The sequence below is a fragment of the Paucidesulfovibrio longus DSM 6739 genome (genome assembly GCF_000420485.1).
Lineage (GTDB): Bacteria > Desulfobacterota > Desulfovibrionia > Desulfovibrionales > Desulfovibrionaceae > Paucidesulfovibrio > Paucidesulfovibrio longus.
In genome coordinates this window covers 277,933-297,382 of the sequence record NZ_ATVA01000011.1, presented here as the reverse complement: position 1 = coordinate 297,382, position 19,450 = coordinate 277,933, and the positions used below count along the sequence as shown (strand labels likewise).

Sequence of the window (19,450 nt, the reverse complement as noted above, 5' to 3'; positions counted from 1 at the left end):
TTACTCCACGATTTCGCTGACCGCGCCAGCGCCGACGGTACGGCCGCCTTCACGGATAGCGAAGCGAAGGCCCAGCTCCATGGCGATGGGGGCGATCAGCTCGACGTTGAACACCGCGTTGTCGCCGGGCATGACCATCTCGACGCCCTCTTCCAGGGTCACGACGCCGGTGACGTCGGTCGTACGGAAGTAGAACTGGGGACGGTAGCCGGAGAAGAACGGGGTGTGACGGCCGCCTTCGTCCTTGGACAGGACGTAGACCTGGGCCTTGAACTTGGTGTGCGGGGTGATGGAACCCGGCTTGGCCAGAACCTGGCCGCGCTCGACTTCGTCACGCTTCACGCCGCGAACCAGGACGCCGACGTTGTCGCCAGCCTGACCCTGGTCGAGGATCTTGCGGAACATCTCGACGCCGGTGCAGGTGGTCTTGACGGTGTCCTTGATGCCGATGATGGCGACTTCGTCACCAACGGTGATCACGCCGCGGTCAACACGACCGGTCACGACGGTGCCGCGGCCGGAGATGGAGAACACGTCCTCGATGGGCATCAGGAAGGGCTTGTCGACGTCGCGGACGGGCTCCGGAATGTAGCTGTCGCAGGCCTCGAGCAGCTCGAAGATGGGCTTGGCAGCCGGATCGTCGATGGTGTCGGCCTCAAGAGCCTTCAGAGCGGAACCCTGGATGACGGGAATTTCGTCGCCGGGGAATTCGTACTTGGAGAGCAGCTCGCGGATCTCGAGCTCGACCAGCTCCAGCAGCTCTTCGTCGTCGACCATGTCGCACTTGTTCATGAAGACGACCATGGCGGGCACGCCGACCTGACGGGCGAGCAGGATGTGCTCACGGGTCTGGGGCATGGGACCGTCGGTGGCGGCGCAGACCAGGATCGCGCCGTCCATCTGGGCAGCGCCGGTGATCATGTTCTTGATGTAGTCGGCGTGACCGGGGCAGTCCACGTGAGCGTAGTGACGCTTGTCGGTCTCGTACTCGACGTGGGCGGTGGCGATGGTGATGCCGCGCTCTTTCTCTTCAGGAGCCTTGTCGATCTCGTCGAAAGCGACGTATTCGCCCTTACCGGCCATGGCGGCCAGCTTGGTGATGGCGGCGGTCAGAGTGGTTTTGCCGTGGTCGATGTGACCGATGGTACCAATGTTGACGTGCGGCTTGTTCCGCTCAAACTTGGCCTTACCCATGTTGGAATCCCCCTATAAAGTTCTGTTCAGCAATTTTAATGGTTAAATTCAATTATCTAAAATACCAGTGGAGCCCACGACCGGATTTGAACCGGTGACCTCATCCTTACCAAGGATGTGCTCTACCTACTGAGCTACGTGGGCTTTGGCAATACTGAAAGGAGGTGAATCGGCTGGATAACGGCTGGAGCGGGAAACGGGACTCGAACCCGCAACCCTCAGCTTGGAAGGCTGATGCTCTAGCCAATTGAGCTATTCCCGCTCATTATCCGTAGTCACCGGCGGATTACCGCCTCCTACAGCATTTCATTTCAAAGTGGTGGTGGGGGGAGGATTTGAACCTCCGAAGGCGTTCGCCGACAGATTTACAGTCTGTTCCCTTTGGCCACTCGGGAACCCCACCAAATGCGCTGACTGGAGCTGGCGATGGGACTTGAACCCGCAACCGGCTGATTACAAATCAGCTGCTCTACCAATTGAGCTACGCCAGCCAGCGTGAACGAGGGAAACTACTCGTCCCTCATCGAAAACGCAAGGATTATTTTCACCTTCCCAACGGGAAACTTTCAAAAGTCCCTGCGCTTGCTTGCGGCCCACGCTATTGCCAGTTCAAGTTTGCTTTGTCCAGCATTTTTTTCGCCTTCCTTTCAAAAAACATCTCCGCATTTGACAGCGGCTCCGGCTGGGCCTATTTCCAGACGGCCATGAACACGCTCGACATCCGACCAGAAAAGCCCTGGCTGGCCCCGCTCGCGGGCTACAGCGACCTCCCCTTCCGCATGCTCTGCCGCGGATACGGCGCCGCCGTGACCAACACGGAAATGGTCTCGGCCAAGGGCCTTTTTTATATGAACAGAGGCACCACCAACCTCCTGGACACGCACCCCAACGACGAGCCTCTCGTGCTCCAGCTCTTCGGAGCGGAGCCGGAGATTTTCGAGGCGGCCATGGACAAGGTGCTGGAGATGGGCTTCCGCTTCTTCGACCTCAACGCGGGCTGCCCCGTCCGCAAGGTCGCCAAGTCCGGTTCCGGATCGCGCCTGCTGGAAGATCCCGACCGCCTCTGCGCCCTGGCCGAGGTCATGGTCCGCAAGGCCGGACCGGGCCGTGTCGGCGTGAAGACGCGCCTCGGCTGGGAAAGAGGGCTGGACGTGTTCGTGGACGTGGGCCGTCGTCTTGAGGACCTGGGCGTGGCCTGGCTGACCCTGCACCCCCGCTACGGCAAGCAGATGTTCATGGGCGACGCGGACTGGTCCCGGCTGGCCGAACTCAAGCGGGCCGTGTCCATTCCCGTGGTCGGCTCCGGCGACATCTATACCGCCGACGACGGCGTGCGCTGCCTGCGCGAAACCGGCATCGACGCGGTCATGTTCGCGCGCGGAGCCATGTTCGATCCGGCCGTGTTCGAACGCTTCCACGCCCTGCTGCGCGGGGAGGAGCCTCCCGCCCGCACCGGGGCGCACCTGGGCGCCATCGTGAACAGGCACATCCGCCTGACGCGCGATCTGGACGGGACGGAACGGGCGTTCCGCAAGCTGCGCTCCTTCATTCCACGCTACGCCAAGGGCCTGCGCGACATCCGCATCCTGCGCAGCGAACTCGCCGCCTGCGAGACCTGGGAGGCATTGGAATCCGCGGCCGCGCGCATCGCGGACATGATTCCCGCCGATCCCGGACGTTTCGATCCTTCGGAGATCATTCCCTCATGAACGCCCCGCTGCGCATCCGCCAGGCCCAGGCCAACGACGCCGAAGAACTGCTCGCCCTGCAAAAGGCCGCCTTTCAGTCCGAGGCCATGCTCTACGGCATGGACGCGGTCCCGGCCATGCTGGAAAGCCTTGAGCAGATGCGCGATGCCATGCGCGGCCATCTTTTCCTCAAGGCCATGGACGAGGGGCGCATCGCCGGCTCGGTCCGCGCCAATCTCGACGGCGGCACCTGCCGCATCGGGCGGCTCGTCGTGGCCCCTGCCCTCCAGAGGCGCGGCATCGGCTCGCGGCTCATGGACGCCATAGAAACCCGCTTTCCGGATGCGGAACACTTCGAAATCTTCACCGGCCACAAAAGCGAGGGCAACCTGCGCCTCTATCGCCGACTCGGCTACGAGGAATACCTTACGCAGCAGGTCCGCCCCGGCCTGACCGTGGTCTTCATGCGCAAGGCCCGCCGAGGCTGAGGCTTCCTGAACCCCGCCCAACGACAAGGCGGAACGCCGGACATCCGGCGTTCCGCCTTGCTGTTTTCATTCACGCGATTCCGCGAACCTGCCCTCCTCCCCCTGTGCGGGGCCGAAGCCCCGCTGGAGGAGGGACAAAACCGATGCGCGCGCCACGCACGTTCGACGCGCGCCCGGTCCTTTTCCGCATGCGGAATCTAGAAGTTGGCCCAGCACTGCTCCAGGTGCTCCTGGCGCATGGGCTTGGTCATCAGGCTCACGCCCACGGCCAGCAGGAAGCTGATCGGCAGGGCCACCACGTTGGGATCGACCCATTGCAGAAGCCAAACCCAGGAGCCCTTGGTCGCCGCGGAGACGAGAGTGGGCTGACCCGTGAGCCACTGACAGATCCCCAGACCGGCCGCTTCCTTTTCGTGCACGAACAGGAGCCAGAGCATGGACCCCGCGAATCCGCCGACCATGGAAACCTTGGCCGCCACCTTGGTGATGCCCTTCCAGTAGAGGCCGAGCAGGTAAACGGGCAGGAACGAGGCCGCGCACAGGCCGAAGAAGAAGGCCGTGGCGCGGGCGATGATCGATTCCGGCAAGACCCAGGCCCAGACCAGGGTGGCCAGGATGGTCACGGTCACGCCGATCTGCGAGGCCTTGGCCGAGGTGCCCACGCGCTTGAACAGCCCGCGCTCGATCACGTCGCGGCCCAGGGAGGTGCCGCCGACATGGTACTGCGAGCTGAGCGTGGACATGGCCGCCGCGAACATGCCGAGCAGGAACAATCCGGCGAACCAGTCCGGCATGACCTGTTCGATGTAGGTGGGAATGATCTTGTCGATGTTGCCCCCGGCCTGGGCAATGGCGATCTTTCCGCCGCGCGCGGTGAACACCGCGTTGGAAAGCGCGCCCACGATGAAGGCCACCCCGGTCATCAACGGAATGAAGATGCCGCCGAAGAGCACGGCCCGGTTGAGCTGCTTGTCGCTCTTGACGGTCATGAAGCGCACGGCCAGCTGCGGCTGGGCCAGCACGCCGATGCCCACTCCGTAGATGATGGTCGTGTAGATGACCAGCCAGAGCGGCGTCCCGAACTTGGCGCCCTGGGTCCAGCCGAGCATGCCGCCCTTCTGGAGCTTCTCCGGCATCATGGCGGCCATGTCCGTGAGCGTCTGGTGCGCGCTGGTCACCCCGCCCAGGGCGGAATAGGTGTAGTAAAGCAGGATGATCATCATGACCATCATGATCCCGCCCTGGAAGGCGTCCGTGTACATCACGGCCTTGAGCCCGCCCGTGACCACGTAGACGGCGAGAATCGCGGTCATGCCGATGAGAGCCCAGTCATAGGGGATGTTCAGCGAGACTTCGAGCATGCGCGAAATGCCGATGAGCACCGCTGCCGCGTAGACCGGGATGAACAGGAAGATGATCAGGCCGGAAAAGCCCTGGATGAACGAGGAGTCGAAACGCCTGCCGAGCAGCTCCGGGAAGGTGTGGCAGTTGAGGCAAAGGCCCATGCGCCGCGTGCGGCGGCCGAATACGGTCATGGCCAGGAAGATGCCGATGAAGACGTTGGCCACGGTGAGCCAGAGCAGGGAAAAGCCGAAGAGTCCGGCGGCTCCACCGAAACCGATGATGGCCGAGGTGGAGATGAACGTGGCCCCGTAGCTCATGGCCATGACAAAGGGGTTCATCCTGCGGCCCGCCAGCATGTAGTCCGATGCCTTGCGGGTGTTCTGCCAGCCTTTGTAGCCGAGGTAGAAGACTACTGCGAAATAGAGTACGCTGACGATGATTTTGGAAATCATTTCGCGGCCTCCTCAGCGGTTCTGGAAACAGCGGCCCCTGCGGCCTGCGCTTCCTCCCGCTCCGGGTCCACCGCGTCCTCCTGCCCTCCGGAATTCCATTTCGCCACGCCGTAGCCGATGCACAACAGCGCGCTTGCGATCACCAGCCAGAAGGCCAGTGCGATCTCCGCGCTCCCGAGTCCCAACATCATAACCTCTCCTCCGGTTTTGGAGGCCCCTGGCTACGGCTGGCGGACAAAAAAGAACCGGGCCGCCAGCTTTCGCCTGCGGCCCGGTTTTGGTCTTGTCTTTGGATGCAGCTAGACAGTCCCCTCCAGGCCACAGGCGAGGGTAAAGATAAAAAAGAAGAAAAAAGAAAAGAAGTTGTGGCCTAGCTGAGTGGTCTTCATGAACACCGTTTACATCAGCGCGGTTGCAGCGTCAAGCAAAAGCAAGCCTTCTGCACGGATTTGCCCGCATGAAGCAGACGCCACGGTGCTCTCTGCTCTTGACCGCAAACTCATTCATGAATTATTCGGAACTCTACTGTTGGATACCCTTTCACCCCACTTCAACAAGGAAAGAGTAATGAGACGATTCAAGTTGTGCTTCGCCATGCTGCTCGCCGTGGCCCTTTGCGGCGCGAACTTCGCCGCGGATTGCCGCGCGCAGACACTCTACGACGGAATTTCCGGAGCGGAGATGCAGCGCATCATGCAAAACATGGGATTCAAGACGGAACTGACCAAGGACGATGCCGGAGATCCGTTGATCAGTTCCAGCGACGGCAATCTGAATTTTCAGATATTCTTCTACGCTTGCACCAAGGATGTCTGCGAGGCGGTTCAGTTCTACAGCGGCTTCACCCAGGCGAAGAATCCGAGCCAAAGCTCCATCAACACCTGGAACACCCACAACCGTTTCGGCCGCGCCTATCTGGACAGCGAAGGCAACAGCCGCGTCGAGATGGACGCCCTGGCCACGGGCGGCGTCTCCGAGCAGCATTTCCGCAATCTCCTGAGCACATGGAAGATCGTGCTCAACGAATTCTCGAAGCACATCGGCTGGTAACAATCCGCCAGAAAAAAAACGAAACGTCCGCAACGGGGTGAAGCCGTTGCGGACGTTTTTCATTGCGGGTCGCGGCCGGGGTCAGCAGATGCGCGGCAACTGCTCGCCCTCCAGCATGTTCAGCAGGCGCTTGCCTCCCAGGGGCGTGACCAGGGAAACCTTGCCGGGATTCTGCTCCGTGACCGAACCGATGCGGCAGGCGTCGCCGCCGAGTTCGTCCGCGCGCATGATCTCCAGGGCTTTTTCCGCGTCCGCTTCGGGCAGGATGCAGATGAACTTGCCCTCGTTGGCGAGGTAGAGCGGGTCGAGCCCCAGCACGGAGCAGCCGCCCGAAACCTCGGCACGCACCGGCACGGACTTCTCCTGGACCTCGATGCCCGCGCCGGAACTGATGGCGATCTCGTTCAGGGTGGTGGCCAGGCCGCCGCGCGTGGGGTCGCGCAGGACGTGGACGGACGGGATTTCCCGCACCAGCTTGAGCAGCAGATGGTTCAGGGAGGCGCAGTCGCTCTGCACGGCGGCCTCGAAGGAAAGCCCTTCGCGGGTGCCGAGAATGGTCAGGCCGTGGTCGCCCATGGTTCCGGAGATGAGCACGGCGTCGCCGGGCGCGGCGCGGTCGCCGCTGGGCATGGGGTCGGCCACGATGCGGCCGATGCCCGTGGTGTTGATGAAAATCTTGTCCACGGTTCCGCGCGGCACCACCTTGGTGTCCCCCGTGACGATGCGCACGCCCGCGTGGCGCGCGGCCGCGCCCATGGACACGACGATGCGCTCCAGATCCTCCATGGGCAGCCCTTCCTCGATGATGTAGCCGCAGGTCAGGTAGAGCGGTTCGGCGCCGAGCATGGCCACGTCGTTGACCGTGCCGTGCACGGCCAGGCAGCCGATGTCGCCGCCGGGAAAGAAGATCGGGTCCACGGTGAAGGAATCGGTGCTCACGGCCAGGGGACCGTCCAGCTCCAGACGCGCGGCGTCGTTGAGGCGGTCCAGTTCCGGGTTGGCGAAGTGCTTGAGGAAAAGCTCGGAAATAAGGCGCTGGGAAGCGCGCCCGCCGCTGCCGTAGTCGAGAAGAACCTTGTCGCTCATTATGCTTAGTCCATGCTGTATTTGAAGTAGGCGGCGCAGGAGCCTTCGGTGGAAACCATGCAGGGGCCGACCGGGCTGGCCGGGGTGCAGGCCTTTTTGAACAGGGGACACTGGTCCGGGCGCAGCTTGCCCTTGAGCACGTCGCCGCAGCGGCAGCCGGGCAGGGCCGGAGATTCGACGATCTCGATGCCGAAAGCCTTCTTGGCGTCGTGATCTTCGAACTCGTCGCGCATTTCCAGGCCGGAGCCGGGAATCAGGCCGATGCCGCGCCAGAGCGCGTCCGAGGTCCGGAAGACCTGCTCCATGACCGCGCGGGCCTTGGCGTTGCCGCCGTCCCGAACGATGCGCGGATACAGGTTGGCGACCTTGGGTTCGCCGCTCTTCCAGGCCTCCACAAGGAAGACGAGGGAGCCGAGGATGTCCACGGGCTCGAATCCGGTCACGGCTGCGGATTTGCCGAAGACTTCGGCCACGGGCCGATACGGCTCCAGGCCGATGATGGCCGAAACGTGTCCGGGCATGACAAAGGCGTCGATGTTCACCTCCGGATCGGTCATCAGCGCGCCGAGAGCCGGGGGCACGAGCTTGTGGAAGGAAAGCACCTTGAAGTTCTTCAGGCCCTGTTCGCGGGCCATGAGCAGCGTTCCCGCCACGGCCGGAGCCGTGGTCTCGAAGCCGACGCCGAGAAAGACAACGGTCTTGTCCGGGTGGTCCGCCGCGAGCTTGAGCGCGTCCGGCGGGGAGTAGACGACCGCGACCTTGGCGCCGTCGGCCTGGGCCTTTTTCAGGCTGCGGCCCTTGCTTCCGGGCACGCGCATGAGGTCGCCGAAAGTGGCCACGATCACGTCGTCGCGCCCGGCCAGATCGATGAAGGCGTTGACCTCGGATTCATGGGTCACGCAGACCGGGCAGCCCGGCCCGGAAAGATGCACGATTTTCTCGGGCAGAAGCGAGCGCAGGCCGCTCTGGAAGATGGCCACGGTGTGGGTGCCGCAAACTTCCATGAAACGGAATTCCCGGTCCACCAGGGAGTGCAGCTTGTCGAGAAGTCCCTTGCAGAGGTCCGGATCGTGAAATTTCTCAAGCAGTGTGAGGCTCAAAGCATTTCTCCACGTTGAAGTGCCGCGTTGAATGAGGTGCGGACCTTCATACTCCTTTGGAGCGTGCGAAGCAAATCTTATCGGCAGGATGCGCGGACTGCGGAGGGAAAACCGCCTTCCGCGGGACAAAAAAAAAGGCGGGAGCCGAAGCTCCCGCCGAAAAGACCGAAATACGTGGGTTACACGCAGCCGGTGGGCTTGGGCAGGCCAGCCATCTTACAGGCTCCCTTGCCGGGGCCGGACGGGAACAGTTCGTAGATCTGCTTCAGCTTGAAGCCGGTGACCTTGGAGAGGATGCGCACCATCGGGGCGATGCCGTTCTTCTTGTAGTAGTCCTGCAGGAACTCGATGACCTTCTGGTGGTCTTCGGAGATCTCGGCGATGCCTTCCTGCTCCTTGACGTACTCGACCCAGTCCGGGGTCCAGGTGTCGAAGCTCTGCAGGAAACCGTCCTCGTCAACCTCAAAGGATTTGCCTTTGTACTCGATAGAAGCCATTCCTAAACCTCCTCAATGCGTTGTGGAAATAATAATCTCAAAGGGACCTGCCGGGGCAGGATTCGGGCCCGCAGCCCGAAGTCGGTTGCCGAGTATTAATTCCCGGTGCGAATTAGATCAAGGAAAATATTTCTCTTCTCGGATTCTGATCGATTCCTCCCGTCCGACGAGGATTTCTCCGCTTCGAAACGCGCAGTCGCCCTTGGACTTTTATAATCCCTGCTGATACTGTCAATTTGTTCCGGCGCTGCGCCGAGACCAACCCCTCAAGAAAAAACGCCATGAAGAACCCGCTGCAACCATTCCTGCCGCCACTGGACACTCCGCCGCCCCCGCCGGAAAGCCGCCGCGCGAGGGTTCCGGACCATGCGGAATGCGTCCGGCTCTGGGACCGTTACGAAATGCCCGACCACATCCGCGCACACAGCGGCATGGTGGCCCGCGTCGCCACCCATCTCGCAGTGCTGGCCAAGGAGGCCGGGCTGGACGTGGACGTGGCCGAGGTGCGCGCCTCCGCCCTGCTGCACGACATCGCCAAGGCATACACGATCCACCACGGCGGCAATCACAGCCAGCTCGGCGCCTCCTGGGTCATGGCGGTGACCGGCAACCCGGCCCTGGCCCACGGCGTGATGCACCACGTCTATTGGCCCTTCGACCTGGAGCTGCCCGGCCACGTTCTGCCTCTGGCCGTCATCTACGGCGACAAGCGCGTCGCCCACGACCGCATCGTCTCCCTGGAAGACCGCTTCCAGGATCTGCTCGAGCGCTACGGCAAGACGCAGCTGATCAGGGAACGCATCGCGGTCACGCACGAGCAGGCCATGGAAGTGGAACGGCTCTTCAGCAAAACATGCAAGGTGGACCTGAGTGAAGATACTTTTGATCGCGGGCGGATGGTCGACTGAGCGCGACGTATCCCTTTCCAGCGCCCGCAACATCCGTCGCGCCCTGGAGCATCTCGGCCACGAAGTGACCTTCCTGGATCTGCTCGACGGCTATGCCGCCCTGATCCAGCTGGCCAAGGAATGCGACTTCGCCTTCATCGGCCTGCACGGCTCGCCCGGAGAGGACGGACTGGTCCAGGCCGCGCTCGACCGCGTGGGCTGCCCCTACCAGGGTTCCGGTCCGGCGGCCTCGTTTCTGGCCCTGAACAAGGCCGCGTCCAAGGCGATCTTCCAGGACGCGGGCATCCGCACCCCTCGCTGGGAGCTTTGGCCCCTGCCGCCCCGCAACGCCAAGATCGGCCTGCGCTACCCCGTCTTCGTCAAGCCGAACATGGGCGGCTCCAGCCTGGGCATGAGCCTCGTGGAGCGCGAGGTGGATCTTCTCCAGGCGCTGGAAAAGGTCGGCGCGCTGGGCGAGGAGGCCCTGGTGGAAGCCTCCATTCCGGGAGTGGAGGTCACCTGCGGCATTCTCGGCGAGTCCCCCCTGCCCCTGATCATGATCCGGCCCAAGCACGGAGCGGCCTACTTCGATTTCCAGAACAAATATGACGAAGACGGCGCCGAGGAGATCTGCCCGGCCCCCGTGGACGACGCCCTGGCCGAGGAAGTCCAGGCCATGACCCTGGCCGCGCACCGCGCCCTCGGCTGCCGGGGCTACTCGCGCGGCGACTTCATGGTCTCCGCGGACGGCAAGCCCTACCTGCTGGAGATGAACACGCTCCCCGGCATGACCGCCACCAGCCTGCTGCCGCGCTCCGCGCGCACCGCGGGTCTGGAGTTCGACCAGCTCATCGCCGAGCTGATCCGCCTGGGCCTGGAGCGGTAGGCCCGAATGGCACTGACCCGCACCACCCTCTTTCGTCTCTATGACCTCGTCTGGGGTCCGGCGCTCTTTTTTCTGCGCCGCAATCAGCGCCTGCGCCACGGCTGGGGCCAGCGCGTCCAGCGAGAGCCCTACCCCGGCCCCTGCGACCTCTGGATCCAGGCCGCCAGCGTGGGCGAGGCCTTTCTCGCGGGCGAGATCCTGCGGCGGCTGCACCTGCCCTCGGACCAGCCCGAAGGGGAGCCGCTGTCCGTGCTGCTGACCACCAATACGGCCGAGGGCATGGAACGCCTGGACGCCCTCATGGCCGAGCTGCGCCCCCTGCGCCCGGAATTGAACCTGCGCGCCGCCTATTTCCCCCTGGACCGCCCCCGGCTGATGCGCAAGGCCCTGATGCGGGTCCAGCCCCGCGCGGCGGTCTTGCTGGAGTCCGAAATGTGGCCGGGGTTCATGGCCTCCTGCCGCGACCAGAACGTCCGCCTTCTGCTGGTCAACGGCCGCATGAGCGAACGCAGCCTGCGGGGCTACCTCAAGTTTCCCTCCTTTTTCCGGCGCATCGCCCCGGACAAGATCCTGGCCATGTCCGAAGCGGACGGCGCGCGCTTTTCCACGCTCTACGGGCACGGCCGCGTGGAGCTGATGCAGAACATCAAGTTCGACCGCATTCCCAAGGCCGGCGATCCTGCGGCCAAATCCGCCGCCCTGGACGGACTCCTGCCGGGGGACGCGACGCCCTTCGTCGTGCTGGCCTCCGTGCGCGAGCAGGAGGAAGCCGAGGCGCTCAAGCTGCTGCGCGGCCTGCTCGCGGCCCGGCCAGACTGCCTGCCCGGACTTTTTCCCCGCCACCTGCAACGCGTCGACGCCTGGAGCGAACTGCTTTCCGGCGCGGGAATCCCCCATGTGCTGCGTTCGCGGGCGCAAGAGCCGGTCCGCCCCGGCACCGTGCTGCTCTGGGACCGCATCGGCGAACTGGAAGGCGCCTTTGCCGAGGCCTCGGCCGCGTTCGTCGGCGGCAGCCTGGCTCCCCTCGGCGGACAGAATTTCCTGGAGCCGCTGACGCACGGCCTGATTCCGGTCATCGGCCCGCACTGGAAGAATTTCGCCTGGGTGGGCGAAGATATTCTCCAGGCGGGTCTGGTGCGCAAAACGCCCGACACCGCGGCCGCTTTGGCCGAGCTTCTGAGCCTTCTGGACGCCCCGCCGGACCGCGATGCGGTGCGGGCGCGCTTTCAGGCCTATGTTTCCGAGCGACGGGGCGGCACGGCGACCGCCTGTCTCCATATTGCCCATTCCCTCAAAAGAAGATAGGAAGCGCAACCGGCCCAATGAAAGAATTTCCGAAATGCTACGGCATCATTCCCGCGCGCTACGCCTCCTCGCGCCTTCCGGGCAAACCCCTGGCGGACATCCTGGGCAAGCCCATGTTCTGGCACGTCTACGACCGGGCGCGGCGCTGCCCTGAGCTGGCGCGCGTGCTCCTGGCCACGGACGACGAGCGCATCCGGGCCAAGGCGGAAGAACTTGGCGTGCCCGCCGTCATGACGCGGCCCGACCACGCCAGCGGCACGGACCGCGTTCTGGAAGCGGCCGAGCTGATCGGAGTCGAGCCGGACGCGGTGGTGGCCAACATCCAGGGCGACGAACCCTGCCTGGAACCGGCCATGCTCACGGACCTGCTGCGCCCGTTCCGCGAGCCGGAGGTGCGCGTGGCCACGCTGGCCGGACGCATCGACGCCGCAGAGGCCGCCTCGCCGGACCGCGTCAAGGTGGCCCTTGCCACGAACGGCAACGCGCTTTATTTTTCCAGATCGGCCATCCCCTTCGACCGCGACGGTTCGGGCGACGGCTACCTGCTGCACATCGGGCTTTACGCCTTCCGCATGGAAGCGCTGCGGGCCTTCGCGGCCCTGCCTCCGGGCGCCCTGGAACGCAGGGAAAAGCTGGAGCAGCTCCGGCTCTTGGAGAACGGCATCCCCATCCGGGTCAGCCTGACGCGGCACGCCTGCCACGGCGTGGACCGCGAAGAGGATCTGGCCGGAGTTACGAACATCCTCAGGGAGCAATTATGAAAGCGATCCTTGCCCTCGAAGACGGCACCCTCTTTCCGGGCGAATCCTTCACCGGCCCCATCGAAGCGGGCGGCGAGGTCATCTTCAACACCGGCATGACCGGGTACCAGGAAGTCCTCACCGACCCCTCCTACACCGGCCAGATGGTCTGCATGACCTACCCGCTGATCGGCAACTACGGCGTGAACGTCGAAGACGTGGAATCCCCCAAGGTCCAGGTCGCCGGGTTCATCGTCAAGGAATGCTGCAAGCAGCCGAGCAACTGGCGCGCCCACAAGTCCCTGCCCGACTATCTCCGCGAAGCGGGCATTCCCGGCATCGAAGGCGTGGACACGCGCGCCCTGACCCGCCACCTGCGCATTCACGGCGCCATGCGCGGCGTCATCTCCACCTCGGTTGACGACGCCGCGGAGCTGGTGCGCCGGGCCAAGGGGCTCGCCCCCATGGAGGGCCTGAACCTGGCCGACCGCGTCTCCACCACCGAGCCCTACCTCTGGACCGACCAGGGACCGGTTCCCGTGAACCTGAAGGACTTCGCCTGGCCCGAAGGCGGCCCGCGCGTCATCGTCTACGACTTCGGCATCAAGTGGAACATTCACCGCCTGCTCGCGGCCCAGGGGTTCGTGCAGCTCACCGTGCCTTCGTCCATGAGCGCGGCCGAGGCCCGTGCGCTTGAGCCGGACGCCATTTTTCTTTCCAACGGTCCCGGCGACCCTGCGGTGGTCACGGGTGCGGTCGAGGCCACGCGGGACTTCTGCCAGGATCTGCCCGTGGCGGGAATCTGCCTCGGACACCAGATTCTCGGCCTGGCCCTGGGCGGAACGACCTTCAAGCTCGGCTTCGGCCACCACGGCTGCAACCACCCGGTCATGGACCTGGAATCGGAAAAAATCGAGATTTCCTCTCAAAACCACGGCTTTTGCGTTGACATTTCCGGTCTGAATCATCTTAAGATGACGCACAGGAATCTGAACGACGACACCTTGGAAGGCTTTGCCCATCGCGACAAGCCCATCATCGCCATTCAGTTCCACCCGGAGGCCGCGCCCGGTCCGCACGACAGCGGCTACTTCTTCGCCCGCTTCCGGGATCTGGTCCGGCAGGAAACCGGAAAATAACCAGGCCTTTGTTTTCATAGGAGCGGCATGTCCGTCGAACTGATCAAAGCACGCAAGCGTCTGACCGAGGTCAACGGCCTGCTCAAGCAGGGAAAACCCATGGCCGCCGCCCAGGCGGTCACCCAGGCGCTGCTGACCATCCTGAAAAACCCGCTGATGAAAAACGAGCGGGACGAGTTCTCGGTGCTCATCGAGCAGGCGGTGTACACCCTGAACCAGGACAAGGAACTGCGGCGGCTCTATCCGCTGGTCATCCCCTACAAACCGGGCGACGAGAAGAAACTCTACCAGACCATGCTCGAACTCGTGGGCGAACTGGAAAACCACGTCACCGAGGAAGCCCAGCACGAGATCGCCAACAAGGAACACGTCAAGGCCGAAGAGCTGGAAAAAGGCCAGGCCTTCCTGGACGCCAAGGCCATCGACAAGGCCCGCAGCACCTTCAACGGCCTGATGCGCACCTTCAAGGGCGACACGGAACTCAAGGCCGACATCGCGGACCGCTATCTCAAGGCCGACCTTTACGACGACGCCCTCGGCCTGCTTGAAGACGCGCTCAAAAACGATCCCCAGGCCCTGTTCCTTTACAACCGGATCGGCATCGTGCTGCGCAAGCTCAAGCAGTTCGACGCGGCGGAACGTTATTATCTCAAGGCGTTGGAATACACGGACAAGGACGAATACCTCTACTTCAACCTCGGCCGCCTCTATTTCGACTGGCGGCAGTGGGCCAAGATGAAGGACGCGGCGGAAAAGGCACTGGGCATCAATCCCGCCTTCAAAGAGGCGGAAAAGATGCGGCAATACGCCTTGAAAAAGATTTAGATCCGCTTTCAGCAGCAGACCGGCAGCCGCCTTCGGGCGGCTTCCTTGTTTCTTCTCGCCTGCGCATCCGCCCGCAATTCCATGACATCGCAGCGCAAAGCCCGCTCATCCCCTTCCCTCCCGGGAGTTTTTCCCTTACCCTGCCGTCATGCATAGTCGCACCGATGTTCTCATTCTCGGCGCAGGCCTCGCGGGACTCCGGGCCGCCTGGGCCGCAGCCGAAGCCTGCCCCGGACTGGAGGTGACGCTGGCCACGCTGCTGCCCGGTCCTTCGGGCTCCTCCTTTGCCAACCGCAACGGCAATCTCGGCATGCAGCTGCCCCTGGGCGAGCGCGAACGAGAGCGTTTCGTGCGCGAGGCCGTCTGGCTGGCCAGTCCGGGCATGGTCGATCATGCTCTCGTTCAGATCCTGGCCAACGAGGCCGAACCGCGCTTCCGCGAACTGGAAGCCCTGGGCCTGAAATTCCGCTACGGCGCGGACGGCAGGCTGCTGCGCCGCAACGGCTGCTTCAGCCCGTTTCCGAGGGCAGCGGTCTTCGACGATCTGGCGCACGCGCACGGACTCTTTCAGGACAAGGCCGTCGGCCTCGGCGTCAGGTTCCGGTCCGGTTTGGAGGTGCTCGGCCTGGAGATCGAATCCGGACGCGTCGCCGGAGCGCGACTGCGCCCCAGGCCCGGCTCCGAGGCAGACGGCATAGGCGATCCGATTCTTATCCGGGCCAAGGCAGTGGTCATGGCCTTGGGCGGCCCCGCCCCTCTGGCCGAACGGCACACGGCCGGACCGGGCAATCCCGGTCTTTCCTGGCAGATGCTCCAGGACGCCGGAGCGCGCATGGAAAACACGGACTATCTGCAATATTTCTGGATGAGTCTGCCGGAACTGCGCTTTCGCTCCCCGGCGGAAATCGCCGGGCCGGACGCCGTGGCCATGACCCCGGACGGCCGGGAGGTCGCGCCCTCGGCCAAGGTGCTGGCCCTGGCGGACGCGCGCCGCACGCATTGCCCCGCGGCCTGGGGACCGGTGGAATACGAAGGGGAAGAGGTCCACGACTACGGCATGGACCAGTGGCTCCAGGCCCAGGCGAACGAACGCGGCGTGGTGCGGGTCAAGATCGGCAAGGGGGACTGGGAGGAGGCCGCGCTCTTCGCCCACGCGGGCAACGGCGGCGCGCTCATCAACGCCCACGGAGCCGTTTTGGCCGCCGGAACCGATCAGCCCCTGCCGGGCCTGTTCGCCTGCGGCGAATGCGCCACGGGCATGCACGGGGCCAACCGCCTCGGCGGAGCCATGGTCACCGCCACCCAGGTCTACGGCAAACGCGCGGGCGAGGCCGCGGCCCGGCTCGCCATGAACGTCTGACCCGGCGGCGAACGCCCGAATCGGTCATTCGGCCACGGCCCGAACCTCTTCCCGCACCTCCACCATGCGCTCGACCATCCGCAAGGCGGCCCGGAAGCTCTCCAGGCTGGCCGAGCCTTTGCCCGCCAGATCGTACCCCGTGCCGTGGTCCGGAGACGTGCGCGGATACGGCAAGCCCAGGGTCACGTTCACGGCCTCTGAAAAATGCATCAGCTTCAGCGGGGCCAGGCCCTGGTCGTGGTACATGGCCAGGACAGCCGCATAGGCTCCGCGCGCGGCGAAATGGAAAACCGTATCGCCCGGCAGGGGACCGACCACGTCCAGCCCCTCGGCGCGGACCACTTCCAGCGCGGGAGCGATGATCTCGATTTCCTCGCTTCCGATCTTCCCGGACTCGCCCGCGTGCGGGTTCAACCCGCAGACCGCGATGGGTCCGGCCACGCCCAGAGCGCGCATGTGCGCGGCCGTCAGCCGCAGACAGTGCAAAATGCGCTCTTGGGTGATCAAGTCGGCCACGTCCCGCAATCGCGGGTGGGTGGTCACGAGGCTGACGCGCAGCACCGGTCCGCCCAGATGCATGCAGACGTTCTCGCGCCCCACGCCCAGGCGCTCGGCCAAAAATTCAGTATGGCCGGGAAAATCGAAGCCCGCATCCTGGAGCATGGCCTTGTTCAGCGGGCAGGTGCAGAGTCCCTGGCCGATTCCGTCCCGCAGAAGGCGCACGGCCAGCTCCAGGCTCACCCCGGCGCAGGTTCCGCCCGCCACGCTCGGCGTGCCCAGGGGGCAGGCCAGCCCGGCGAGCTCCTCCGGCTCGAAAAGATAGACTCCCGGCCCCAGCTCCAAGAGCTCTTCCGGCGCTTCCAGCCGCGTCCAGAAAGGTTCTCCGGCACCCAGATGCGTCCGCAGGGCCGATTCCGGGCCGAGCAGCAGATAGCGTAAGCCGATGTCGCAGGAATCCCCGCCCGCGTCGCCCTGGCCCGCCGCCTCCAGGCCGCAGGGGTCAGAAGCCGCCTCAAGGAAGTGGCGCACCACCAGTTCCGGCCCAAGCCCGCCCGTGTCGCCCAGCGTGATCAGGATGGTATTCATCCGCATAGATTACGGATTCGCGGCAGCCGAGAAAAGCACTTTCTCGCCGTCCCCGCGAAACGGAGGGGGTCAGCCCTGGTAAACGAAAGCCAGCGCCGCCAGGGGAGGCAGGGTCAGCCGCAGAGTGGGGCCGCCGTTTTCCGGGCGCGCCAGGACCGCGCCGCCGTTGCCCAGGTTCGTGCCGCCATAGCAGCCCGCGTCCGTGTTCAGCCGCTCGCGCCACTCCCCTTCCAGGGGGCAGGGCACGGCGTAGTTCTCGCGGGGCACGGGCGTGAAGTTGAAGACCCAAAGCACGGGAGCCGCTCCGGGCGACTTGCGTAAAAAGCTGATCACCGAGGCGTTGTGATCCGCAAAATCGAGCCACTGAAACCCGTCCCAGTCATGGTCGTGCGCATGCAGCGCAGGCTGCTCGCGCAGCAGCCTGTTCAGGTCGCCCACGAGGTGCGAGACGCCCCTGTGGGTGTCGAAAGTCATAAGAATCCAGTCCAGTTCGCGGCTGCAATTCCATTCGTTCCACTGTCCGAACTCGCAGCCCATGAAGAGCAGCTTCTTGCCGGGATGAGCCCACTGGTAGGCCAGAAAAAGCCGCAGGTTGGCGAACTGCTGCCAGGAATCGCCGGGCATCTTGGAAAGCAGCGCGCCCTTGCCGTGCACGACCTCGTCATGGGAAATGGGCAAGAGGAAATTCTCCGTGAAGGCATACAGCATGGAGAAGGTCAGGTTCTGGTGATGATGCGAACGATGGATGGGCTGCTTGCGGAAATAAGCCAGGGTGTCGTTCATCCAGCCCATGTTCCATTTGAAGGTGAATCCCAGTCCGCCCGCATACACGGGCCGCGACACTCCCGGCCAGGAGGTGGACTCCTCGGCGATGACGCAGGCGCCGGGATAATGAGCGTGGACCACGGTGTTCAGCCGACGCAGAAACTCGATGGCCTCGATGTTCTCGTTGCCGCCGTACTGGTTCGGCAGCCACTGGCCGTGCTCGCGAGAATAGTCCCGGTAGAGCATGGAGGCCACCGCGTCGATGCGCAGGCCGTCGATGTGGAATTCCTTGAGCCAATAGAGGGCGTTGCTGAGCAGGAAGTTGGCGACCTCATAACGGCCGTAGTTGAAGATGTAGGTGCCCCAGTCCGGATGCTCGCCCAGGCGCGGATCCTGGTGCTCGTAGAGGGCCGTGCCGTCGAAGCGGCCCAGGCTCCATTCGTCCTTGGGAAAATGCGCGGGCACCCAGTCCAGAAACACTCCCAGCCCGGCCTGATGGAAACGGTCCACCAGGGAGCGGAACTCGTCGGGCGAGCCGAAACGGGAGGTCGGCGCAAAGTAGTGGGAAGTCTGATAGCCCCAGGATTCGTCCAGGGGGTGCTCCGCCAGGGGCATAAACTCCACATGCGTGAACCCCAGGTTCAGGACGTAGGGAATCAGCTCGTCGCCCAGCTCCGCATACGTGGGGAACCTGCCGTCCGGCCTGCGCCACGATCCGGCATGGACTTCATAGACCGACACGGGACGCGCCAGGGGCAGCTCGTTCTTGCGGCGGGACTCCATCCAGTCCTCGTCGCCCCAGACGTAGCCGTCCAGCGTCCCGGTGACGGCCGCGTTGCCGGGACGCGACTCCGTGGCCAAGGCAAAGGGGTCGGTCTTGAAGATCACCCGCCCGCCCTGCTGCTCCACGGCGTATTTGTAGGAGACGTTGCGCCCTATTTCGGGAAGGAATCCGGCCCAGATGCCCGAGGATCCCACGGGGAAAAGCGGGTGCCGTCCCGGAGTCCAGTCGTTGAACGCGCCGAGCACGCTGACGCTCCGGGCGTTGGGCGCCCAGACCGCGAACCGATAGCCCGGAGCGCCGTCCTCGCCCACGGCGGGGTGCGCTCCGAGAATACGGTATAAATCCCAATGCTCGCCCTTGCCGAAGAGATGCAGGTCGAAGGGGGCGATATAGACGGGGCGGGTGGTTTCGGGCATTGTTCCTCGTTGCTGTTCGGTCGGACCAAGAGAAGCCGGGCCATGCCTCAAGTGGTGACCACGCAATTGTCGCCGCCCGCAAAGGCGCTGTACTCGTAGCGGTCGGCCTTGGAATCGTTCAGCCAGACGCCATCATCCGTAAGGTACCGATACTGGTAGTCCCGGCCCACTTCGAGGTCAACGGTCACGGAAAAGGAATTGTCCTTGAGCTGCTGCATGGGCAGGTTCTTCGTGTTCCACTTGTTGAACTCGCCCACGAGGAAAATCCTCTTGGCCCCCTGCGCCGTGCTCTTGGACACCTTGAAGGTGACCTTGCAGACCGGCTTGCTCTTTAAATATTTCTTGGAAAGCGGCATCT

The 19,450-nt window shown here is 64.1% G+C and carries 19 protein-coding genes and 4 tRNA genes; 10 read left to right on the top strand and 13 right to left on the bottom strand.

Annotation, left to right across the window (positions count from 1 at the left end):
* The 5 genes from tuf to G452_RS0103095 form a co-directional block, all read right to left on the bottom strand.
* Complete coding sequence (gene tuf, locus G452_RS0103115) at positions 1-1,194, bottom strand: elongation factor Tu (RefSeq protein WP_022660798.1); 1,194 nt, start codon at positions 1,192-1,194, stop codon at positions 1-3.
* 68 nt (positions 1,195-1,262) lie between these two features.
* Positions 1,263-1,338: transfer RNA gene (locus tag G452_RS0103110), tRNA-Thr, on the bottom strand.
* Positions 1,339-1,379: 41 nt separating this feature from the next.
* Positions 1,380-1,456: transfer RNA gene (locus G452_RS0103105), tRNA-Gly, on the bottom strand.
* A gap of 55 nt (positions 1,457-1,511) precedes the next feature.
* Positions 1,512-1,597: transfer RNA gene (locus G452_RS0103100), tRNA-Tyr, on the bottom strand.
* Positions 1,598-1,609: 12 nt separating this feature from the next.
* Positions 1,610-1,685: transfer RNA gene (locus G452_RS0103095), tRNA-Thr, on the bottom strand.
* 213 nt (positions 1,686-1,898) lie between these two features.
* Between G452_RS0103095 and G452_RS0103090 the strand changes: the two genes are divergently transcribed.
* Both G452_RS0103090 and G452_RS0103085 read left to right on the top strand, forming a co-directional pair.
* Positions 1,899-2,903 (top strand): tRNA dihydrouridine synthase, encoded by a 1,005-nt coding sequence (locus G452_RS0103090; protein ID WP_027188973.1) that lies wholly within the window; start codon positions 1,899-1,901, stop codon positions 2,901-2,903.
* A complete protein-coding gene (locus G452_RS0103085) occupies positions 2,900-3,370 on the top strand; it encodes a GNAT family N-acetyltransferase (protein WP_022660796.1) in 471 nt (156 codons plus the stop codon). Before G452_RS0103090 ends, G452_RS0103085 begins: the two co-directional genes overlap by 4 nt.
* 197 nt (positions 3,371-3,567) lie before the next feature.
* Here the strand turns inward: G452_RS0103085 and G452_RS0103080 are convergent, their stop codons facing one another.
* Together G452_RS0103080 and G452_RS17835 are read right to left on the bottom strand one after the other, a co-directional pair.
* Entirely contained in the window at positions 3,568-5,166 is a 1,599-nt protein-coding gene (locus G452_RS0103080; RefSeq protein ID WP_022660795.1) for a sodium:solute symporter family protein, read from the bottom strand.
* Positions 5,163-5,357 carry a symporter small accessory protein gene (locus G452_RS17835; protein WP_022660794.1) on the bottom strand — a complete coding sequence of 65 codons (195 nt, stop codon included), beginning with the start codon at positions 5,355-5,357 and terminating at the stop codon, positions 5,163-5,165. Before G452_RS17835 ends, G452_RS0103080 begins: the two co-directional genes overlap by 4 nt.
* A 376-nt stretch (positions 5,358-5,733) precedes the next feature.
* Between G452_RS17835 and G452_RS17830 the strand changes: the two genes are divergently transcribed.
* Positions 5,734-6,216 (top strand): YbjN domain-containing protein, encoded by a 483-nt coding sequence (locus G452_RS17830; protein ID WP_022660793.1) that lies wholly within the window; start codon positions 5,734-5,736, stop codon positions 6,214-6,216.
* A gap of 81 nt (positions 6,217-6,297) precedes the next feature.
* On the opposite strand, the gene hypE is transcribed toward G452_RS17830, so the two are convergent.
* The 3 genes from hypE to G452_RS0103055 all read right to left on the bottom strand — a co-directional run bounded on the left by hypE (position 6,298) and on the right by G452_RS0103055 (position 8,899).
* Positions 6,298-7,302 carry a hydrogenase expression/formation protein HypE gene (gene hypE, locus G452_RS0103065; protein ID WP_022660792.1) on the bottom strand — a complete coding sequence of 335 codons (1,005 nt, stop codon included), beginning with the start codon at positions 7,300-7,302 and terminating at the stop codon, positions 6,298-6,300.
* 5 nt (positions 7,303-7,307) lie between these two features.
* The gene (gene hypD / locus G452_RS0103060) at positions 7,308-8,402 is read right to left on the bottom strand and encodes a hydrogenase formation protein HypD (protein WP_022660791.1); all 1,095 of its coding nucleotides are present in this window, start codon (positions 8,400-8,402) and stop codon (positions 7,308-7,310) included.
* Between the two features lie 179 nt (positions 8,403-8,581).
* Positions 8,582-8,899 (bottom strand): TusE/DsrC/DsvC family sulfur relay protein, encoded by a 318-nt coding sequence (locus tag G452_RS0103055; protein ID WP_022660790.1) that lies wholly within the window; start codon positions 8,897-8,899, stop codon positions 8,582-8,584.
* A 281-nt stretch (positions 8,900-9,180) separates the two neighbouring features.
* Between G452_RS0103055 and G452_RS0103050 the strand changes: the two genes are divergently transcribed.
* The 7 genes from G452_RS0103050 to G452_RS17825 all read left to right on the top strand — a co-directional run bounded on the left by G452_RS0103050 (position 9,181) and on the right by G452_RS17825 (position 16,041).
* Positions 9,181-9,807 (top strand): HD domain-containing protein, encoded by a 627-nt coding sequence (locus G452_RS0103050; RefSeq protein ID WP_022660789.1) that lies wholly within the window; start codon positions 9,181-9,183, stop codon positions 9,805-9,807.
* Positions 9,770-10,672 carry a D-alanine--D-alanine ligase family protein gene (locus tag G452_RS0103045; protein WP_022660788.1) on the top strand — a complete coding sequence of 301 codons (903 nt, stop codon included), beginning with the start codon at positions 9,770-9,772 and terminating at the stop codon, positions 10,670-10,672. The genes G452_RS0103050 and G452_RS0103045 overlap by 38 nt, the downstream gene beginning before the upstream one ends.
* A 6-nt stretch (positions 10,673-10,678) precedes the next feature.
* Positions 10,679-11,977 (top strand): 3-deoxy-D-manno-octulosonic acid transferase, encoded by a 1,299-nt coding sequence (locus G452_RS0103040; RefSeq protein ID WP_022660787.1) that lies wholly within the window; start codon positions 10,679-10,681, stop codon positions 11,975-11,977.
* 17 nt (positions 11,978-11,994) lie between these two features.
* On the top strand, positions 11,995-12,738 hold the full coding sequence (gene kdsB / locus G452_RS0103035) for a 3-deoxy-manno-octulosonate cytidylyltransferase (RefSeq protein ID WP_022660786.1): 744 nt from the start codon (positions 11,995-11,997) through the stop codon (positions 12,736-12,738).
* Positions 12,735-13,856, top strand: coding sequence for a glutamine-hydrolyzing carbamoyl-phosphate synthase small subunit (gene carA, locus G452_RS0103030; protein ID WP_022660785.1), 1,122 nt, complete (start codon positions 12,735-12,737; stop codon positions 13,854-13,856). The genes kdsB and carA overlap by 4 nt, the downstream gene beginning before the upstream one ends.
* A gap of 27 nt (positions 13,857-13,883) precedes the next feature.
* Positions 13,884-14,681, top strand: coding sequence for a tetratricopeptide repeat protein (locus tag G452_RS0103025; RefSeq protein ID WP_022660784.1), 798 nt, complete (start codon positions 13,884-13,886; stop codon positions 14,679-14,681).
* A 148-nt stretch (positions 14,682-14,829) separates the two neighbouring features.
* Entirely contained in the window at positions 14,830-16,041 is a 1,212-nt protein-coding gene (locus tag G452_RS17825) for an FAD-dependent oxidoreductase (protein WP_051141970.1), read from the top strand.
* 24 nt (positions 16,042-16,065) lie between these two features.
* Here the strand turns inward: G452_RS17825 and pdxA are convergent, their stop codons facing one another.
* The 3 genes from pdxA to G452_RS0103005 all read right to left on the bottom strand — a co-directional run bounded on the left by pdxA (position 16,066) and on the right by G452_RS0103005 (position 19,448).
* Entirely contained in the window at positions 16,066-17,127 is a 1,062-nt protein-coding gene (gene pdxA, locus G452_RS0103015) for a 4-hydroxythreonine-4-phosphate dehydrogenase PdxA (RefSeq protein WP_081650480.1), read from the bottom strand.
* A gap of 69 nt (positions 17,128-17,196) precedes the next feature.
* A complete protein-coding gene (glgB, locus tag G452_RS0103010) occupies positions 17,197-19,092 on the bottom strand; it encodes a 1,4-alpha-glucan branching protein GlgB (protein ID WP_022660782.1) in 1,896 nt (631 codons plus the stop codon).
* 47 nt (positions 19,093-19,139) lie between these two features.
* The gene (locus G452_RS0103005) at positions 19,140-19,448 is read right to left on the bottom strand and encodes an isoamylase early set domain-containing protein (RefSeq protein WP_022660781.1); all 309 of its coding nucleotides are present in this window, start codon (positions 19,446-19,448) and stop codon (positions 19,140-19,142) included.
* Positions 19,449-19,450: the final 2 nt, after the last annotated feature.

Excerpts from the sequence above, each read along its gene's own strand:
- tuf (WP_022660798.1), bottom strand. The coding sequence starts at position 1,194 with ATGGGTAAGGCCAAGTTTGAGCGGAACAAGCCGCACGTCAACATTGGT.
- G452_RS0103090 (WP_027188973.1), top strand. The coding sequence starts at position 1,899 with ATGAACACGCTCGACATCCGACCAGAAAAGCCCTGGCTGGCCCCGCTC.
- G452_RS0103085 (WP_022660796.1), top strand. The coding sequence starts at position 2,900 with ATGAACGCCCCGCTGCGCATCCGCCAGGCCCAGGCCAACGACGCCGAA.
- G452_RS0103080 (WP_022660795.1), bottom strand. The coding sequence starts at position 5,166 with ATGATTTCCAAAATCATCGTCAGCGTACTCTATTTCGCAGTAGTCTTC.
- G452_RS17835 (WP_022660794.1), bottom strand. The coding sequence starts at position 5,357 with ATGATGTTGGGACTCGGGAGCGCGGAGATCGCACTGGCCTTCTGGCTG.
- G452_RS17830 (WP_022660793.1), top strand. The coding sequence starts at position 5,734 with ATGAGACGATTCAAGTTGTGCTTCGCCATGCTGCTCGCCGTGGCCCTT.
- hypE (WP_022660792.1), bottom strand. The coding sequence starts at position 7,302 with ATGAGCGACAAGGTTCTTCTCGACTACGGCAGCGGCGGGCGCGCTTCC.
- G452_RS0103055 (WP_022660790.1), bottom strand. The coding sequence starts at position 8,899 with ATGGCTTCTATCGAGTACAAAGGCAAATCCTTTGAGGTTGACGAGGAC.
- G452_RS0103050 (WP_022660789.1), top strand. The coding sequence starts at position 9,181 with ATGAAGAACCCGCTGCAACCATTCCTGCCGCCACTGGACACTCCGCCG.
- G452_RS0103040 (WP_022660787.1), top strand. The coding sequence starts at position 10,679 with ATGGCACTGACCCGCACCACCCTCTTTCGTCTCTATGACCTCGTCTGG.
- kdsB (WP_022660786.1), top strand. The coding sequence starts at position 11,995 with ATGAAAGAATTTCCGAAATGCTACGGCATCATTCCCGCGCGCTACGCC.
- carA (WP_022660785.1), top strand. The coding sequence starts at position 12,735 with ATGAAAGCGATCCTTGCCCTCGAAGACGGCACCCTCTTTCCGGGCGAA.
- G452_RS0103025 (WP_022660784.1), top strand. The coding sequence starts at position 13,884 with ATGTCCGTCGAACTGATCAAAGCACGCAAGCGTCTGACCGAGGTCAAC.
- G452_RS17825 (WP_051141970.1), top strand. The coding sequence starts at position 14,830 with ATGCATAGTCGCACCGATGTTCTCATTCTCGGCGCAGGCCTCGCGGGA.
- pdxA (WP_081650480.1), bottom strand. The coding sequence starts at position 17,127 with ATGAATACCATCCTGATCACGCTGGGCGACACGGGCGGGCTTGGGCCG.
- glgB (WP_022660782.1), bottom strand. The coding sequence starts at position 19,092 with ATGCCCGAAACCACCCGCCCCGTCTATATCGCCCCCTTCGACCTGCAT.
- G452_RS0103005 (WP_022660781.1), bottom strand. The coding sequence starts at position 19,448 with ATGCCGCTTTCCAAGAAATATTTAAAGAGCAAGCCGGTCTGCAAGGTC.